Annotated in this window: 13 protein-coding genes; 8 read left to right on the top strand and 5 right to left on the bottom strand. The window is 44.0% G+C overall.

Features of this window, described 5'->3' with window-relative positions; genetic code table 11:
- The first annotated feature begins 288 nt into the window (after positions 1 to 288).
- Positions 289 to 726: a hypothetical protein gene (locus MICAI_RS03890; protein WP_198285278.1), complete on the top strand. Its 438-nt coding sequence runs from the start codon at positions 289 to 291 to the stop codon at positions 724 to 726.
- On the opposite strand, the gene MICAI_RS03895 is transcribed toward MICAI_RS03890, so the two are convergent.
- Both MICAI_RS03895 and MICAI_RS03900 read right to left on the bottom strand, forming a co-directional pair.
- Positions 723 to 1,136, bottom strand: coding sequence for a ketosteroid isomerase family protein (locus MICAI_RS03895; protein WP_008198063.1), 414 nt, complete (start codon positions 1,134 to 1,136; stop codon positions 723 to 725). The two genes, MICAI_RS03890 and MICAI_RS03895, sit on opposite strands and share 4 nt — an antisense overlap.
- A gap of 55 nt (positions 1,137 to 1,191) precedes the next feature.
- Positions 1,192 to 2,301, bottom strand: coding sequence for an S-(hydroxymethyl)glutathione dehydrogenase/class III alcohol dehydrogenase (locus MICAI_RS03900; RefSeq protein WP_002735864.1), 1,110 nt, complete (start codon positions 2,299 to 2,301; stop codon positions 1,192 to 1,194).
- Between the two features lie 83 nt (positions 2,302 to 2,384).
- On the opposite strand from MICAI_RS03900, the gene MICAI_RS03905 reads away from it, so the two are divergent.
- Positions 2,385 to 6,140, top strand: a complete 3,756-nt coding sequence (locus tag MICAI_RS03905) for a tetratricopeptide repeat protein (protein ID WP_008198066.1) — start codon at positions 2,385 to 2,387, stop codon at positions 6,138 to 6,140.
- 226 nt (positions 6,141 to 6,366) lie between these two features.
- On the opposite strand, the gene MICAI_RS03910 is transcribed toward MICAI_RS03905, so the two are convergent.
- Both MICAI_RS03910 and MICAI_RS03915 read right to left on the bottom strand, forming a co-directional pair.
- Entirely contained in the window at positions 6,367 to 6,717 is a 351-nt protein-coding gene (locus MICAI_RS03910; RefSeq protein WP_004268952.1) for a hypothetical protein, read from the bottom strand.
- Complete coding sequence (locus MICAI_RS03915; protein ID WP_008198070.1) at positions 6,718 to 7,026, bottom strand: hypothetical protein; 309 nt, start codon at positions 7,024 to 7,026, stop codon at positions 6,718 to 6,720.
- A gap of 312 nt (positions 7,027 to 7,338) precedes the next feature.
- Here MICAI_RS03915 and MICAI_RS03920 point away from each other — a divergent pair, with 312 nt between their 5' ends.
- From MICAI_RS03920 to metH, 4 genes are all read left to right on the top strand, one after another.
- Positions 7,339 to 7,836, top strand: a complete 498-nt coding sequence (locus tag MICAI_RS03920; protein WP_002745368.1) for a DUF29 domain-containing protein — start codon at positions 7,339 to 7,341, stop codon at positions 7,834 to 7,836.
- 426 nt (positions 7,837 to 8,262) lie between these two features.
- The gene (locus MICAI_RS03925; RefSeq protein WP_008198081.1) at positions 8,263 to 8,895 is read left to right on the top strand and encodes a type I restriction endonuclease; all 633 of its coding nucleotides are present in this window, start codon (positions 8,263 to 8,265) and stop codon (positions 8,893 to 8,895) included.
- A gap of 219 nt (positions 8,896 to 9,114) precedes the next feature.
- Positions 9,115 to 10,281, top strand: a complete 1,167-nt coding sequence (locus MICAI_RS03930) for a SpoIID/LytB domain-containing protein (protein WP_008198083.1) — start codon at positions 9,115 to 9,117, stop codon at positions 10,279 to 10,281.
- 131 nt (positions 10,282 to 10,412) lie between these two features.
- Positions 10,413 to 13,976 carry a methionine synthase gene (gene metH, locus MICAI_RS03935; RefSeq protein WP_008198085.1) on the top strand — a complete coding sequence of 1,188 codons (3,564 nt, stop codon included), beginning with the start codon at positions 10,413 to 10,415 and terminating at the stop codon, positions 13,974 to 13,976.
- A 156-nt stretch (positions 13,977 to 14,132) separates the two neighbouring features.
- Here the strand turns inward: metH and MICAI_RS03940 are convergent, their stop codons facing one another.
- Positions 14,133 to 14,819: a hypothetical protein gene (locus MICAI_RS03940; RefSeq protein ID WP_008198087.1), complete on the bottom strand. Its 687-nt coding sequence runs from the start codon at positions 14,817 to 14,819 to the stop codon at positions 14,133 to 14,135.
- A gap of 255 nt (positions 14,820 to 15,074) precedes the next feature.
- On the opposite strand from MICAI_RS03940, the gene hisD reads away from it, so the two are divergent.
- Positions 15,075 to 16,379, top strand: a complete 1,305-nt coding sequence (hisD, locus tag MICAI_RS03945; protein WP_008198090.1) for a histidinol dehydrogenase — start codon at positions 15,075 to 15,077, stop codon at positions 16,377 to 16,379.
- 115 nt (positions 16,380 to 16,494) lie between these two features.
- Positions 16,495 to 16,710, top strand: coding sequence for a hypothetical protein (locus MICAI_RS03950; RefSeq protein ID WP_039899567.1), 216 nt, complete (start codon positions 16,495 to 16,497; stop codon positions 16,708 to 16,710).
- The last annotated feature ends 36 nt before the right edge of the window (positions 16,711 to 16,746 follow it).

The raw sequence follows: 16,746 nt of genomic DNA on the forward strand, positions 1-16,746 counted from the left end.
CTGGTCACTGGTTACTGGTTACTGATCACTGGTTACTGATCACTGTTTACTGATCACTGAAAAGGACGCAATACTAGGTGATTTAGCTCCTCTGTTTACTAAAGTTAAGGGAATCCGCAACATATCTTAACAAAATAGCAGTAAATGCTCCAATAAATTTTAACTTTTGTTAACTTACCTTGATTTTTCAAAAATACTCAGCAAGAATCTGTCACAGAGCTTTGATAGGAATTGCTAATAGTTCTGATTAAAAGTTCTGTAGTCCCTCTCCTGTTATCCACTGCCGACATGATGTTAGAAGCTTTTGTCCTTTCCCCCCGCTACTCTCTCGATGCAGCCAATTGGTTAGAAGGAATCGATCCTTCCCGTCATTACTGGTTATGGGTGAATGGAGATCCACAGCTGCCAGTGATTATCCCCGGTTTGATAGTTTCTAGTATAGAGGAATTAAGAACAGTTATCGGTCAGTTTCGAGGGCTACAGTCGGGAGAAAGCCTAAAATTAACAAGAATCGTCGGCAGCTGCAAGATTCATTGTGTGAGCAGTAATTGTTATGCGATCGAAGCAAGGGTTGACAGCGCCTTGGTCTGGCATTTATTCGATCGCGAAACCATAGAAAGTCTCCTCATGGCTGCCCATCCCGATTGGCTCCCCGCAGAAAAAGATCTAGAATTGGGCAGAAAAGCTTTAATGCGCTCCTTGAATCAACCCGTGTACGTTCCCTAGGCAAATTGGCGCAAATTGATTAATTCTTGGGGAGAAGCCAAGAGTTTTACTTCCACAGAGGCAATTTCTACCGAATTAGTTAATTGAAATTGCCAGCGCACATTGACTTTAAACAAAGGGGTTTGTACCTGGCCGGTGATGGTGATTCGGGTGGATTGATCCTCTAGGGTTTCTAAGCTTCCCTGAGCGGGAAAAGCGGTTAATCCTTGCGCTTCCTCATGGAGATAATTAGCGATCGCCTGTCTGCCGCACACCCCCTCCTCGAAAGGTGCGATTAAAACGCCATCTTCGGCGAATAATCCGGCAGTTTCGGCAAATTCGCCCGCGTTTAGCCTTTGAAAATAGCGATAGATAATTGGTTCCGTGATAGCGGCGATCGAGATTTCGGGACAGGAAACTGGCGCATACATATAATTAGGAGTCTTTTGTCAAGTATTTCTTAACTTAATGTAACATTATCCCTGCTCAAAATGTAATCACACTGCGGATAGAATCTCCTTGGCGCATCAGGTCAAAGGCCTCGTTAATCCTTGCCAGAGGTAGAACGTGGGTGATTAAATCATCAATGTTAATCTTGCCGTCCATGTACCAATCGACTATTTTTGGTACATCTGTACGACCCCTTGCCCCACCAAAAGCCGTACCTTTCCAGACCCGTCCGGTGACTAATTGAAAAGGACGGGTACTAATTTCTTGGCCGGCTCCAGCTACACCGATAATAGTGGCAACACCCCAACCCTTATGGCAACATTCCAAAGCTTGACGCATAATCTGGACATTGCCGATACACTCAAAACTATAATCGGCCCCACCTTTAGTTAAATCCACCAGATAGGCCACTAAATCCCCCTCGATTTCTTGGGGATTAACAAAATGAGTCATCCCGAATTTGGTCGCTAAAGCTTGTTTCTGGGGATTGATATCGACCCCGACAATCATATCGGCCCCCACCAAACGGGCCCCTTGAATAACATTTAAACCGATACCTCCCAGACCAAAAACCACCACTTTTGCCCCCGGTTCCACTTTAGCGGTATTAATCACCGCACCGATACCTGTAGTGACTCCGCAGCCGATATAACAGACTTTTTCAAAGGGAGCATCCGGGCGAATCTTGGCTAGGGAAATCTCCGGCAGTACGGTATAGTTAGCAAAAGTCGAGGTTCCCATGTAGTGATAAAGAGGCTGACCATCGAGGGAAAAACGACTGGTTCCATCCGGCATTACTCCCCGACCTTGGGTAAGACGAATCGCTTGACAGAGATTGGTTTTAAAGCTGAGACAGTATTCGCACTGACGACATTCGGGAATGTATAGGGGAATAACATGATCCCCCACTTTCAGGCTAGTGACACCTTCTCCCACTTCTACCACGATTCCAGCCCCTTCATGGCCTAAAATTGAGGGAAATAAGCCTTCAGGATCGGCCCCAGAGAGAGTATAGGCATCGGTGTGACAAACTCCCGTGGCTTTGATTTCTACTAACACTTCCCCCGCTTGCGGTGCGGCTAATTTTACCGTTTCAATAGTTAGGGGTTTTCCCGCTTCTAGGGCAACTGCCGCTCGAACATCCATAGGCTCAAAGCAATAGGTTTTTTCCAGTATAATACCGTTAAACTGCTGAAGAGTTGTAATAGAACAATTCTCAACTTATCTCTATGTTAGTCCTCACCATCCGCGAAGAAGGAATTAACGATGGTGGCTTTACTGCTACTCTCAATTTTGATAGCGGTAACAGCTACCCAATTACGGTTACTGACCCCTTTACTAACCAAGAAGAAAAAGACCTAGAATGGTACTTTGAGGAATGGTTAGTATTTCCGACGCTAGAGACGGATAAAGCGCAAAAAGCCGCCAACAGTGTCCAAAACTATGGCGAAAATTTATTTAAACAGGTTTTCCAGAGTAATTTAAATGCTTATGGGGAATATCGAGACTTGCGAAAGCAGTTAAGTCAACTGCAAATTATCATCGAAAGTCAGTCGCCAGAATTTCAAGCTTTACATTGGGAAGCGCTGAAAGATCCTGATTTACCGCGTCCTTTTTCTATAGATTGTATCATCTCCCGCCAGCGTCGAGGGGCTACAGTTGTCCCGGTGCAAATGGCCACTTATCCTACTATCAATCTTCTGGTGGTGATTGCGCGTCCTAATGAGGAATCTGATGTTAACTATCGCACGATTTCCCGTCCTTTGGTAGAACTGGTAAATAGTAGTGAAATACCGGTAAAAATTGATATATTGCGTCCCGGAACTTATGAATCACTAACCAGACATCTGGATGAGAAGGGAGAAGGATACTATCATGTTATTCATTTCGATGTTCATGGCGGATTAATGGAATATGAACAGTACCAAAGACAGGTTCACGGGGATTCTTGGCGCTATCAAAGGGGATGGGGACTGGAGGATTTAGCAGAATATGAGGGAGTAAAAGCTTTTCTGTTTCTGGAAGGAGAAGAAAAAGGTCAAGCGACTCCGGTAGAAGCGACGGAATTAGCGAATTTACTCACTGGGAAAAATATCCCTATTTGTATTCTCAATGCTTGTCAGTCAGCAAAGCAAATTTCCCAGGAATCAGAAGACTATCGGGAAACCAGTTTAGGGAGTCGTTTGATGACTGCGGGAATGCAAGCAGTGGTGGCGATGGGATATTCGGTGACGGTTTCTGCAGCTAAGTTGATGATGAAACCAATTTATCAGCAATTATTGAACGGAAAAGACCTAACGGAAGCGATGCGAAAGGGACGGTTAGAGTTATTCAATAATAAGCAACGCCGCGCCTATTATAACACGATAATAGATTTAGAAGATTGGTTATTACCGGTGATTTATTGTCGCGGTAAAATTAATCTCAATTTGCGTCCATTTACTCCAGAAGAGGAGGAAAAATACTGGGAACATATCGGCAATCAATATGTCTTTCCTTTACCAGAATACGGCTTTGTGGGAAGGGATTTAGAGATTCTCAAGATGGAAAAGGCGCTGCTGAAACATAATATCCTTTTACTCAAAGGAATGGGAGGGACAGGAAAAACTACCTTACTCAATTATCTACGAGAATGGTGGCAGAAAACCAACTGGGCGACCCATATTTTCTATTTTGGTTATGATAGAAAAGCTTGGACGTTAGAACAGATTGTCCATGAAATCGGTCAGGGAATTTATAATCGCTTTGAACAGGCGAGTTTCCAAGCGATGAACCTGAAAGCGCGGGTAAAGAAACTAGAACAAAAACTCCGCAGTGAGGCGTATATTCTCATTTTAGATAATCTGGAGTCGGTGACGGGACAACCGTTAGCAATTCAGAATACTTTACCGGAGAATGAAAGGGAAGCAATCGCCGAATTTCTCAAGAATTTGGTCGGGGGAAAGACGAAGGTGATTTTGGGTTCTCGCAGTGAGGAAACTTGGCTGCAACGCAGGACTTTTAAGGAGAATATCTATCACTTACAAGGATTAGACCAAGAGTCGAGAACTGAATTAGCGGAGAGAATTTTAGAACGTCAGGCGAAGAGTCGGAAAAATGCGATTAAAAAGGATGATTATTTTAAGCGCTTGATGAAGTTGTTGGCGGGATATCCGTTGGCGATGGAAGTGGTATTAGCGAATCTGAAGCGACAGTCACCGGAGGAGATTTGGCAAGGGTTACAGTTGGCAGAGTTAGTTAATGTGGGGGATGAGAATAAGACTAATAATATCATCAAATGTGTGGAATATTCCCACAGTAATTTGTCGGAGGAGGCGCAGAAGTTGTTACTGTGTTTAGCGCCTTTTAGTGGGTTTATTCACAGGGGTGTTATTCCTATTTATAGTCAACAACTACAGCAATTAGAACCTTTACAAGGCTATCAATTTGACCAATTTGATGCAGCGATTGAAGAAGCGATTCATTGGGGTTTGCTTTCGCCGATGAGTGAAGAAATGCCGAGTTTTTTGACTATCCAGCCCATTTTTCCCTACTTCTTGAAGACGAAGTTAAAGGAATTAGCACCAGAGACGCAAGCAGCAATTTGGGAGGGTTTTAAGAATCATTACCGAGACTGGGCAGGTAATTATAGTAACTTACTAAATTCCAAAAATCCGCAAAATAAGCAGTGGGGGATATTGTTATGTCGCTGGGAGTATGAAAATCTGTTCAATGCCTTGCAGATTTGTTTGGAGAAGCAGGAAAGTATTGAGATCTTCTTTTGCTTACTTAATTATTTTGTTGTTACCAATGATGTTAGTAGCAGCCTGAAACTATGCGAGAGTGTTTGTCAAGCTTGTCAAGCTTATCCTGAGCAGATTAAAACTGGGATAATCGGTGGCAATATTATCAATGCTTTGGCTAGTCTCGCCCTCGCCTATCAAAATACAAAAAACTATGAACAGGCGAAACAGACTCATCTAAAAGTTATTGAATTAACTCAAAATCTCCAAGGGGTGGATGAGCAAAAAAAAGCCTCAATATTGGGAAATACTTATCACAATTCGGGAATGATAGCCCACCAATTGAGTGAATGGGAGCAAGCCCGGAGCTACTACCAGCAAGCTATTGAGATCTACATTGAATATGGCGATCGCTATTCCCAAGCCCGCACCCTGCACCATTTGGGAATCGTAGCCTACCAATTGAGTGAATGGGAGCAAGCCCGGAGCTACTACCAGCAAGCTATTGAGATCAAGATTGAATATGGCGATCGCTACTCCCAAGCCGGAACCCTGCACGAGTTGGGAATCATTGCGCAAGAATTGAGGGAATGGGAGCAAGCCCGAAGCTACTACCAGCAAGCTATTGAGATCTGCATTGAATATGGCGATCGCTATTCCCAAGCCCGCACCCTGCACCATTTGGGAATCGTAGCCTACCAATTGAGTGAATGGGAGCAAGCCCGAAGCTACTACCAGCAAGCTATTGAGATCTGCATTGAATATGGTGATCGCTACTCCCAAGCCGCAACCCTGCACGAGTTGGGAATCATTGCGCAAGAATTGAGGGAATGGGAGCAAGCCCGAAGCTACTACCAGCAAGCTATTGAAATCAAGATTGAATATGGGGATCGCTTCTCCCAAGCCAGCACCCTGTACCAGTTGGGAAACCTAGCGCAAGCATTGAGGGAATGGGAGCAAGCCCGAAGCTACTACCAGCAAGCTATTGAAATCAAGATTGAATATGGGGATCGCTTCTCTCAAGCCCGCACCCTGCACCAGTTGGGAAGGTTAGCGGAAGAAGTTGGCGAATTGAGCCAAGCCAAAAGTTATTACCTGCAAGCCTTACAAATTTTTGCAGAATTTAACGATAATTACACGATACAAACCTTTTCTTTGCCTCGTCTTGTTGCTCTTTATCAGCAAACGCAAGATGAGGAGATTTTCGTTGCTGCGGCTGATATTTTGGGGGTTGGGGTTGAGGAGGTGCGGGGTTTGGTCTAACTCCCCCCTAATACTAAATCTGGCTTTAAAAAGAGAGGGTGATGAGGTGATGGGGTGATGGGGTGATGATCCTCCCTCACTCCCTCACGAACCTGGCTTGTTGTTGCGCTTCAGCGCTAACTATTTCGGGCTTGCTGAAAAAGTAAGGGCGAAGCATTCGGATAGGAAATCTACGGTTTCAGCGATAGGTTATTGCCCGAATGCTTCGCCCCTACAATGTTGTGATCTACGGATGAGGTGTAATAGCGAGAATGGTGATTTCCCCCGAATGAGGTCCATAGCACCAGAAAATTCGATAGGCTCCCGGTGTATTCTGTTGGGCGTAGGCTTCAAAAACCTTCTGTGTTGCATCATAAGGGTTATCGAGGGAATTAAATTCGTGGGTTTTTAGTCCCGGATGTCTTGGGTTTGTACTGAGGAGCTTGAGGGCTTTTGTTACCTGTTTGTAGAGACCCTCTTGTTTCGATGCTTTTGTCCTACCTTGAGCCAGGCGAGTCTTTTGAGCCTGTTCCGCTTCTGCTCGCAATTCAGATAGAGTATTTCGAGCTTCCTGTGTCTGTCGTAAAGAGAAATTCAATTACTCCTCGACCTCTTCAGGAATAGATGCAGCAAACTCAAGCATAGCGTCTAAATCGACGGGTTCTTCAGCTAAATTTCCCGTGCTGGCTTCCGCGAGCCCCCGTTTGAGCGACTCGCGGACACTAGGATTCTGAAATACCCATAGCTCTTGCTCTGGAATCGCCACCATGGGAACCAAAAGAAGTTCCCCGCTTGTATTCATCAGTATCCGATAGTGACGGTTGCTACATTGAGTCCCAAGGCTAATCCGTCCCCAAGCATCAGCCTGAATATCTTCTTTAATGAGCGAAAAATTCTGATACTCCATCACGTCTCCTCCTCTCTTCATATACTTATTCTAGATAAGTTACCCAATTTGGGCAATAGGGTTATGTCCATTTAGCTTCTCACTATCTAAAGAAAACAGGTTAAACTTGTTCGGGCTGGAGCCTTGACAACAAACCCAGTTTGTTGTTGCACTCTCTTCGCTAAATTCTCTCCCCTTTCCTTGTAGGATAGGGTTCAGGGGAGAGGTCAATAATTAAGAACCCAATGCGATCACACTATCTGGTAAAGATCAAGTATAATAATAAATATAAAGACCAAATTATTCATCTACAGTTAACTTAATGAAAGCCAAATGAACTTATTAAAACAATCGGACATTCAAGAAAATCCCACAACACTTTATGAACAAGATCTTCAGTTGTGGATTGAGCAAACTATTCATCAATTACAGAATCGACAGTTTGAACAACTGGATATAGAAAACTTAATTGAGGAGTTAAAAGATTTGGGTAAGTCAGAGAAACGCGCCTTAGAGAGCAACTTAATGGTCTTGTTGATTCACTTACTCAAATTAAAGATACAGCATGATGCTCCTGAGACAATGAAAGCAAGTTGGTATAATTCAGTAGATGAGCATCGCCAGCGCGTTCAAGATGATTTACTTAAGATTCCCTCTCTTAAATCTTATCTCTTAATCTCCATCACACAAGCCTATTCCAGCGCTCGTAAAGTCGCCATCAAACAGGGTAAACGCGCTCAATTTGGTATTCGTATTCCCCAAGAAAGTGAGTATCCCCTCGCTTGTCCTTTCACACCTGAACAGATTCTAAATGAGGACTTTTACGGGTAAAAACGAAAGTAAACATTATCGATAATAAAACCATGAAACCAGAATATGACCTTGCCAACATGAAAAATCGCCCGAATGACCTAACCCCCCTTCCCTGGGAAATAAGGGGGGAATAAAGTTTTTAACACCTAACTACTTATATCTCAATAAATCTCTTGGATAAATCATAGCAAAGTGAACCTTTCATGTACTCTAAATTAAGGAGAAGACGATGGCTAATCTGGATGATGTAGGAAGAGCGAAAGCATCTGATAAAAACCTGAACGATGCTAACCGAAGCGATGTGCAGGTAAACAAAACAAGACCATATCCTTAACTGTTCTCTCTGATTTAGAGCAGTTAACCCTGTCAGTAACGGATATTTTGCTTGGTTAAATTAAAAATAGCAAATTACCATTAACGTAAGTGTTAATTAAAGAGGTAAATATGGTTCAATTTTTACAAGCGAAAGAAGTCACTCTCAGAGATTTAATTAATCATTTTCAACTAGAGTTTATAGAAGATAAGCATTTTTTTGGTGAATGGCAGCAAGACCTAGAAGCAATCTCTGAACAGGAAAAAGAATTGTTAGATAAAATCAAAACAGGTTATTTTAACTTATTGAATTATCCTCCCTTTTTAGAAACTTCGGTGAGGATGACGGTTTTAGACCCATTATTATTTATTGGTAACTTTTATCTATTTCCCTTTCACATTAAAGCAGAAGAGTCTGTTGAAATTATTACAGAAGATCAAGATTTAATAATTAAAGGAAGGTTAGATACTTTAATTCTAAAAGAGCAATTATGGGTAATGATTATTGAATCAAAACGGGTGATTTATTCCGTTGAAGTAGGTTTACCGCAATTATTAGCTTATTTAATGGCCAATCCTCATCCCAACCGTCCTAATTATGGAATGTTGACCAATGGTTCCGAGTTTTTATTTGTTAAATTATTATGGGACGGTAAACCTTTATACGGAACCTCTCGTTTATTTGCCATGAGAAATCCGGGGGATTTATACGAGGTTCTCAAAATCCTTAAACATCTCTGTCAGTCTAGCGAGGGGGTGGAATGAACCACAGAGACACAAAGGACACAAAGATCGATCGCTTCTATGGTAAGTTAAGCTGATCACACAGAACCTAGAAGAGCCTGGATTAGAGGAGATTCAGCTAATCTAAGGATGGGTGGTTAAGAATTTTTTCGGCTTTTCTTGACTATTTCAGCCTTATTTGTCCTAACAAGCTCAAGAATACGAGAGTTTTTGTCTAGAATTGCCCGGCCTGAGAGGGGAATGGTAAAGTTAGATAAGAAAATTAAAGATGGTGTGATTAAAGTGAAATTTGCTGCTAGTACCTATTTTTCCCTGCTGCGTCATTGTGCCGTTCCTTTGTTGTCGATCGCTACTTTTACGCCAATTCTCTTAACTTATTTAGCCAAGGAAAAACCAGAAACCCCGCAACCGCAGGCAAATCTAGAGACTGCTGCCTCCCCTGCTCCTATTATCCCATCTCCGATCGCACCCTTAACCGCACCATCGCCGAAACTATTCCCCTCTCCCCAATCTTCTGCGATTCCAAAATCAGCACCCTCTCCCCAATCTTCCCCCTTAGCACCGAAAAAATTAGCACCATCGGTTCAAACTTCCCCTAATACTGCCCCTAATACTTCCCCCGCTGCCGCAGCCAAACCGGTAACTAGACAACCCTTATTGGTTCCCGCTAATTATACGCCGCCGGTCCTAGAAATTCGCGTGGCGATTAAAAGGGATGTGGCCAGTGTTTTGATTGGAGTTAACGGACCTGCGGTGATCACCGATCGCCAAGGTCGTGGTTTAAAAACGATTGCCACTAACGAGGGTTTACCAGTCATTGCCAGTGCCAATGGCTTAAAAATGGGCGATTTATCGCTGCCAGAGGTGATTTTTGTGCAGCCCACCAGTGCCGATGGTTTAGTTTATGTGGATGATAGTTGGTATCGGGGCAAAATCCTCCTTGTCGCCCAAGGCGATCGCTTGTTAGTGGTTAATCATGTTAATTTAGAGGCCTATCTCTATAGTGTAGTGGGTAGTGAAATGCACTCCACCGCACCAATGCACGCTTTAAAGGCACAGGCGATCGCCGCTCGTTCCTATGCCCTAGTACACATGATCCGCCCCGCTAATGCTTGGTTTCATCTGGGCAATACCCAACGCTGGCAGGTATATAAAGGCATTCGCTCGGAGTATCAATCGACTCACCAAGCGGTTAATGCCACTGCCGGGCAGATTCTCAGCTATAAAGGGGGTGTGGTCGAGTCTCTTTATGCCGCCACCGATGAAATTGTCGCTTGGGCCCACGGTGGTCGCGGTATGAGTCAAACTGGAGCTTATAAATTAGCGGAAAAAGGCCTAGATTATCAACAAATTCTCGGTAATTATTATCCCGGAGTTGGTTTAGCCCGTCTAGTGCTACAAAATTAGATTGATTGGCTTTCTCGACTGAAAACTCAAATCTGATCACTGATAACTGATCACTGAAATGCCGACCATAGCAGATTTCTAGTAACTGTATTACAATAAACTTTCAAAATGCTATAGCAGTAAATCTCTCTATGAATAGCCCCTTTCTTGACTACCTCAACGGTCCCAAGCATCCCGTCCTCGTCTTTGATGGGGCGATGGGAACTTCCCTACAAAGCCAAAATCTGACGGCCGAGGACTTTGGTGGGGCAGAATACGAAGGTTGTAACGAGTATCTTGTCCATACTAAACCTAGCGCCGTAGCGAAAGTCCACGAAGCCTTTTTAGCCGTGGGTGCGGATGTGATTGAAACCGACACCTTTGGGGGAACCTCGATAGTTTTAGCCGAGTACGATTTAGCCGACCAAGCCTATTATCTCAACAAAAGCGCCGCCGAACTGGCCAAGGCTTGCGCTAATAAATACTCTACCCCCGAAAAACCCCGTTTTGTGGCGGGTTCCATGGGGCCGGGGACAAAACTGCCCACTTTGGGTCATATTGACTTTGATACCCTCAAAAATGCCTATGTGGAACAGGTAGAGGGTCTGTACGATGGCGGGGCAGATTTATTATTAGTAGAAACCTGTCAGGATGTCCTGCAAATTAAAGCGGCTTTAAATGCTATTGAAGAAGTATTTCAGAAAAAAGGTCAACGATTGCCCCTGATGGTTTCGGTGACGATGGAAACCATGGGAACGATGTTAGTAGGAACGGAAATTAACGCCGTTGTCTCTATTTTACAACCCTATAAAATCGATATTTTGGGACTTAACTGCGCCACCGGTCCCGATTTAATGAAACCCCATATTAAATATCTCTCGGAAAATTCCCCTTTTATTGTTTCTTGTATTCCTAACGCTGGTTTACCGGAAAATGTCGGCGGTCAAGCGCATTATCGCCTCACTCCCGTAGAATTAAAAATGGCTTTAATGCACTTTATCGAAGACTTGGGAGTACAAATTATCGGCGGTTGTTGTGGTACTCGTCCCGACCATATTCAAGCTTTAGCGGAACTAAGTCAGGGTTTAACTCCGAAATCTCGTCATTATCATTATGAACCCTCCGCCGCTTCTATTTATAGTACCCAACCCTATATTCAAGATAATTCTTTCCTGATTGTCGGGGAAAAATTAAACGCCAGTGGTTCTAAAAAATGTCGGGAACTGCTCAATGTTGAAGACTGGGATAGTTTAGTATCGATGGCGAAAGCTCAGGTAAAAGAAGGAGCGCATATTCTCGATGTCAACGTCGATTATGTGGGCCGGGATGGGGTGCGCGATATGCACCAATTAGCCTCTCGTTTAGTTAATAATGTCACCCTACCTTTAATGTTAGATTCCACCGAATGGGAAAAAATGGAAGCGGGGTTAAAAGTAGCGGGGGGTAAATGTATCCTCAACTCTACTAACTACGAAGACGGGGAACCGCGTTTTTATCAAGTCTTGGATTTAGCGAAAAAATACGGCGCAGGGGTAGTAATTGGAACCATTGATGAAGAAGGAATGGGACGCACTGCCGAGAAAAAATTCCAGATAGCTAAACGGGCCTATTATGGGGCGATAGAATACGGAATTAATCCCTACGAAATCTTTTTTGATCCTCTAGCTTTACCGATTTCTACCGGTATCGAAGAAGACCGAGAAAATGGCAAGGCTACTATCGAAGCAATGCGTCGAATTCGCCAAGAACTGCCCGAATGTCATATTCTTTTAGGTGTGTCTAATATCTCTTTTGGGTTGAATCCGGCAGCGCGTCAGGTATTAAATTCCGTCTTCCTCCACGAAGCGATGCAGGTGGGTATGGATGGGGCAATCGTCAGCGCTAATAAAATTCTTCCTCTGGCAAAAATTGAACCAGAATATCAGCAAGTTTGTCGGGATTTAATCTATGATAATCGTCGTTTTGATGGCGATATCTGTGTCTATGATCCCCTGACCAAATTAACCGAATTATTTGCGGGGAAAACTACTAAAAAAGACCCCTCTAGTAATGCTAATTTACCCGTGGAGGAACGCTTAAAACAGCATATTATTGATGGGGAAAGATTGGGACTGGAAGAGGCTTTAAAGCAAGCTTTACAGGACTATCCACCCCTAGATATTATTAATATTTTCCTCCTGGATGGGATGAAGGTAGTGGGTGAATTATTTGGTTCGGGGCAAATGCAGTTACCTTTTGTTCTCCAATCTGCCCAAACTATGAAAGCGGCCGTTGCCTTTTTAGAACCCTTTATGGAGAAAAAAGAGGGGGATAATAATGCCAAAGGGACTTTTATTATCGCAACAGTTAAAGGGGATGTTCACGATATTGGTAAAAATTTAGTTGATATTATCTTGACAAATAACGGCTATAAGGTGATTAATTTGGGCATTAAACAACCCGTAGAAAATATCATCGAAGCCTACAAAGAACATCAAGCCGATTGTATCGCTATGAGCGGTTTATTGGTGAAATCAACGGCTTTTATGAAGGAAAATCTGGAGGTTTTTAACGAAAAAGGAATCACCGTTCCCGTTATCCTTGGCGGGGCAGCTTTAACTCCCAAATTTGTCCATGATGACTGTCAAAAAACCTACAAGGGACAGGTTATCTATGGTAAGGATGCCTTCTCTGACCTGCATTTTATGGATAAATTAATGCCCGCTAAAGCTGGGGGTCAATGGGATGATAGTAAAGGCTTTTTAGCGGAGTTTGCCGAGGCAGAAAAAACCCCGGTTGTTGCAGAAGAATTAGAGGTTAATCCCGATACTATTTTTACCGATGGAACCCTAGACAAAGAATTAGTTATTGATACCCGTCGTTCGGAAGCGGTGGCAGTTGATATTCCCCGACCAACACCGCCCTTCTGGGGTACTAAAATATTAACAGCCGCAGAAATTCCCATCGAGGAGGTTTTCTGGTATTTGGACCTACAAGCTTTATTTGTCGGTCAATGGCAATTTCGCAAACCCAAAAGCCAATCAAAGCAAGAATACGACCAGTTTTTACAGGAAAAAGTTCATCCAATTCTGACAGCATGGAAAGAGAAAATTGTCAAGGAAAATTTACTAAACCCCACATTAATTTATGGTTATTTTCCCTGTCAGTCGTCCGGTAATTCCCTGTTAATTTACGATCCCGAATCGATACAAGCAGGCGAAAACCCCGAAAATCTGCAACCGATCGCCATTTTTGAGTTTCCTCGCCAGAAATCCGGTCGTCGTCTCTGTATTGCTGACTTTTTCGCCCCGCAGGAATCCGGTATTATCGATGTTTTCCCGATGCAAGCGGTGACAGTGGGGGAAATCGCCACGGAATACGCTAAATCTCTCTTTGATGCCAACGAATATACTGAATACCTCTATTATCACGGCATGGCTGTCCAAACCGCCGAAGCCATGGCCGAATGGACTCACACCCGCATCCGTCGCGAGTTAGGTTTCGCCGAGTTCGATCCCGATAATATCCGCGATATACTGCAACAGCGTTACCAGGGTTCTCGCTATAGTTTCGGCTATCCCGCTTGTCCCAATATTCAGGATCAATACAAGCAACTGGATCTGTTAGGATGCGATCGCATTGGGATGTATATGGACGAAAGCGAACAATTGTACCCAGAACAATCCACCACCGCCATTATCACCTATCACCCCACCGCTAAATACTTTAGTACCTAATCAGTTATCAGTGATCAGTTATCAGTGATTCAGTTATCAGGTGTGAGTTTTTATCGGTAAAACCCCACACCCCACACCCCACACCCCACACCCCACACCCTACACCTCACACCCCACACCCTGTCCCCACGAAAAACCTTTTGCCGCCAACCCTAATTAGGGCAGCCATTCCAGTAAAATTCCTACGGAGCTATCTTTACGAGCGCGGGAATTTTGGGCTTGAATATCGGCGGCTAAACGTAAATTAGAGGTAATCGCATAACCAACCGAAAGAGTAGTTAATCCCACCTCGTTATCACCACCGGGGGAGATAAAACTCTGACTGACGGTGATATCTGCCGCCCCCGTGCGAGAAAGGGCTAATTTGAGCTTTAATCCTAAGTTAAGCCCATCGGTGCTGTAATTTCCCGTTTGAATGTAACGATAGCCCACCATGGGAGCTAGATTGACATAATCACCCAAAGGGAGGAAATAGTATTGTAAATTTGCCCCTATTGCCGTCCTTTTGCCGTTAAAAGCCGTCTGATAATCGCCGCTTAGGGTTAAACTGGTTTGACCGAAAAACACATCTTCTACCCCCAAAATCACGGCACTGGAATTATCCCTAGAAGGAAACTCTGCATATCCTAAACGGATACGAGTGCGAAAACTAGGATCGCGGCGAATCTCTTCGGCGATATCGGGTATTTTTTCTAACCAACGCTCTAAAACCGGGCTTTCTTGTCGAATTTTCGGATCTAGGTCTAAATCCGTTTCTGCCCACACGGCACCACTCGCCCCCCATAATAAACCAAGAGCGATCGCATTTACAGAACAGCAAGAGAGCCTAAACATAATCTGCATTATACCCAAGGAGGCAGGAGGCAACAGGCAAGAGGCAAGAGAAAGAATCTGGCAATAAAGCTTTTAGCTTAACAAATTAGGTTTTAGATTCGGCTTTTGTTATCAGTTATCAGATGTGAGTTTTCAGTTCACTGATTACTGGTTACTGTTTACTGATCACTGAAAAGCCGGCACTCCCCCAAAGGTTACAATAAAAATAAAGATTCAGATTCCCTGTTATTCTTGAGAGGACGGGGGGCAGTAGGAGCAGCAATAGTGGTTAGAATATTAAAACTTTCGCAATTAAGTGGCGAGGAACGGGCAAAACTTCAGAAAAGAGCCGAGTTAGATATTGATAACGCCCTAAAAGTCGCTCAAACGGTGATAGAAACCATCCGCGAGCGGGGGGATGCCGGCGTTGTGGACTATGTGCGGCGTTTTGACTACGAGGGGGCGACGGTAGAAAATATCAAAGTCAGCGAGGCAGAATTTGAGCGGGCTTTTCAGTTAATTGAACCGGAAGTAAAAACCGCCATTGAACAGGCTTTCCGGAATATTCAAGAGGTACATCGTCGCCAAATGCCAGAAGAAACACTACTGGCAGAAATTGAAACCGGTGTCTTTGCCGGCGAAAAAATCTCTCCTATCCCCAATGTGGGTTTATACGTTCCCCGGGGCCGCGGTGCTTTTCCCTCGATGATGTTAATGTTAGCCATCCCGGCAATGGTGGCAGGAGTGGAAAGAGTTGTCGTTTGCACTCCCCCCGATAAACAGGGCAACGTGGAACCCGTTTCTCTGGTGGCGGCGCAGATGGCTGGAGTCAAGGAAATTTATAAGTTAGGTGGCGTACAAGCGATCGCTGCTTTAGCTTTGGGAACAAAAAATATCAAAAGGGTTGACAAAATTACCGGTCCGTGCAGCGTCTATGGGGCGGCGGCTAAACGGTTACTGTTCGGCACTGTGGATGTGGGTTTACCGGCCGGTCCAAGTGAGTCGATAGTTTTGGCCGATGAGTCCACCGATGCCCGTTTAGCGGCCTTGGATTTATTAATTGAAGCGGAACACGGGGCGGATTCGGCGGCTTTATTAGTCACCCACTGTGAAGATTTAGCGATCGCTGCTAGTGAATATGCACAGGAATACCTGCAAAAACTCCCGGATTGGCGACGGGAATTTTGTGAGGCGGGTTTAGCCGCCTATGGGGGCATAATTTTAACCGATAGTTTGCAGCAATCCCTCGATTTTGTCAATGAGTACGCCCCGGAACATCTAGAGGTTTTAGTTAGTAATCCTTTTGCCATTCTGGGCAAGATTAAAAATGCTGGGGAAATTCTCCTGGGAAATCATACTCCTTCCTCTATGGCTACCTACGCCATCGGGGTAAATGCTGTGCTGCCGACGGGAAGTTTTGCCCGTTCCTATTCGGCGGTTTCGGTTTATGATTTTCTCAAGCGCTCCACTTTGGCTTATGTCACCTCCGAAGGCTTTGAAAAGTTAAAAGAAACCACGAAAACTTTAGCCGAGTACGAGGGGTTTCCCGCCCATAAATTAGCAATTCAACACAGGGAAAATTTACTCTAAATAGGGGGAATAGGAAACGGGGAATAATGCACCAGATGGAAGCGCAAATGGTGCATTCTGTATGAGAAGTTAGGCAAGCTTATTTTTTAGATTCAGTACAGCTTGAGTAAATTCCATGATGCAACTCGAAGACTATTTTAACTTTCTAACCCCTAATGATATTCGCTTAAAAGGGACAAGAATTGGCATTGAAACCATTCTCTATGACTATATTTATAAGGTAAGCCAGACATCAAAGCCAACAAGAAAGGGTTTACCTACAATCAGTCATCAGAGAAAGAGCGAAAAACTCCAAAAAAGCACAATAAAGGCAGTAAGAACGGGACTATAAAAATAGATGGAGAAGAAATATACTTTGCACGGCTAT

The sequence above is a fragment of the Microcystis sp. T1-4 genome (assembly GCF_000297435.1).
GTDB lineage: Bacteria > Cyanobacteriota > Cyanobacteriia > Cyanobacteriales > Microcystaceae > Microcystis.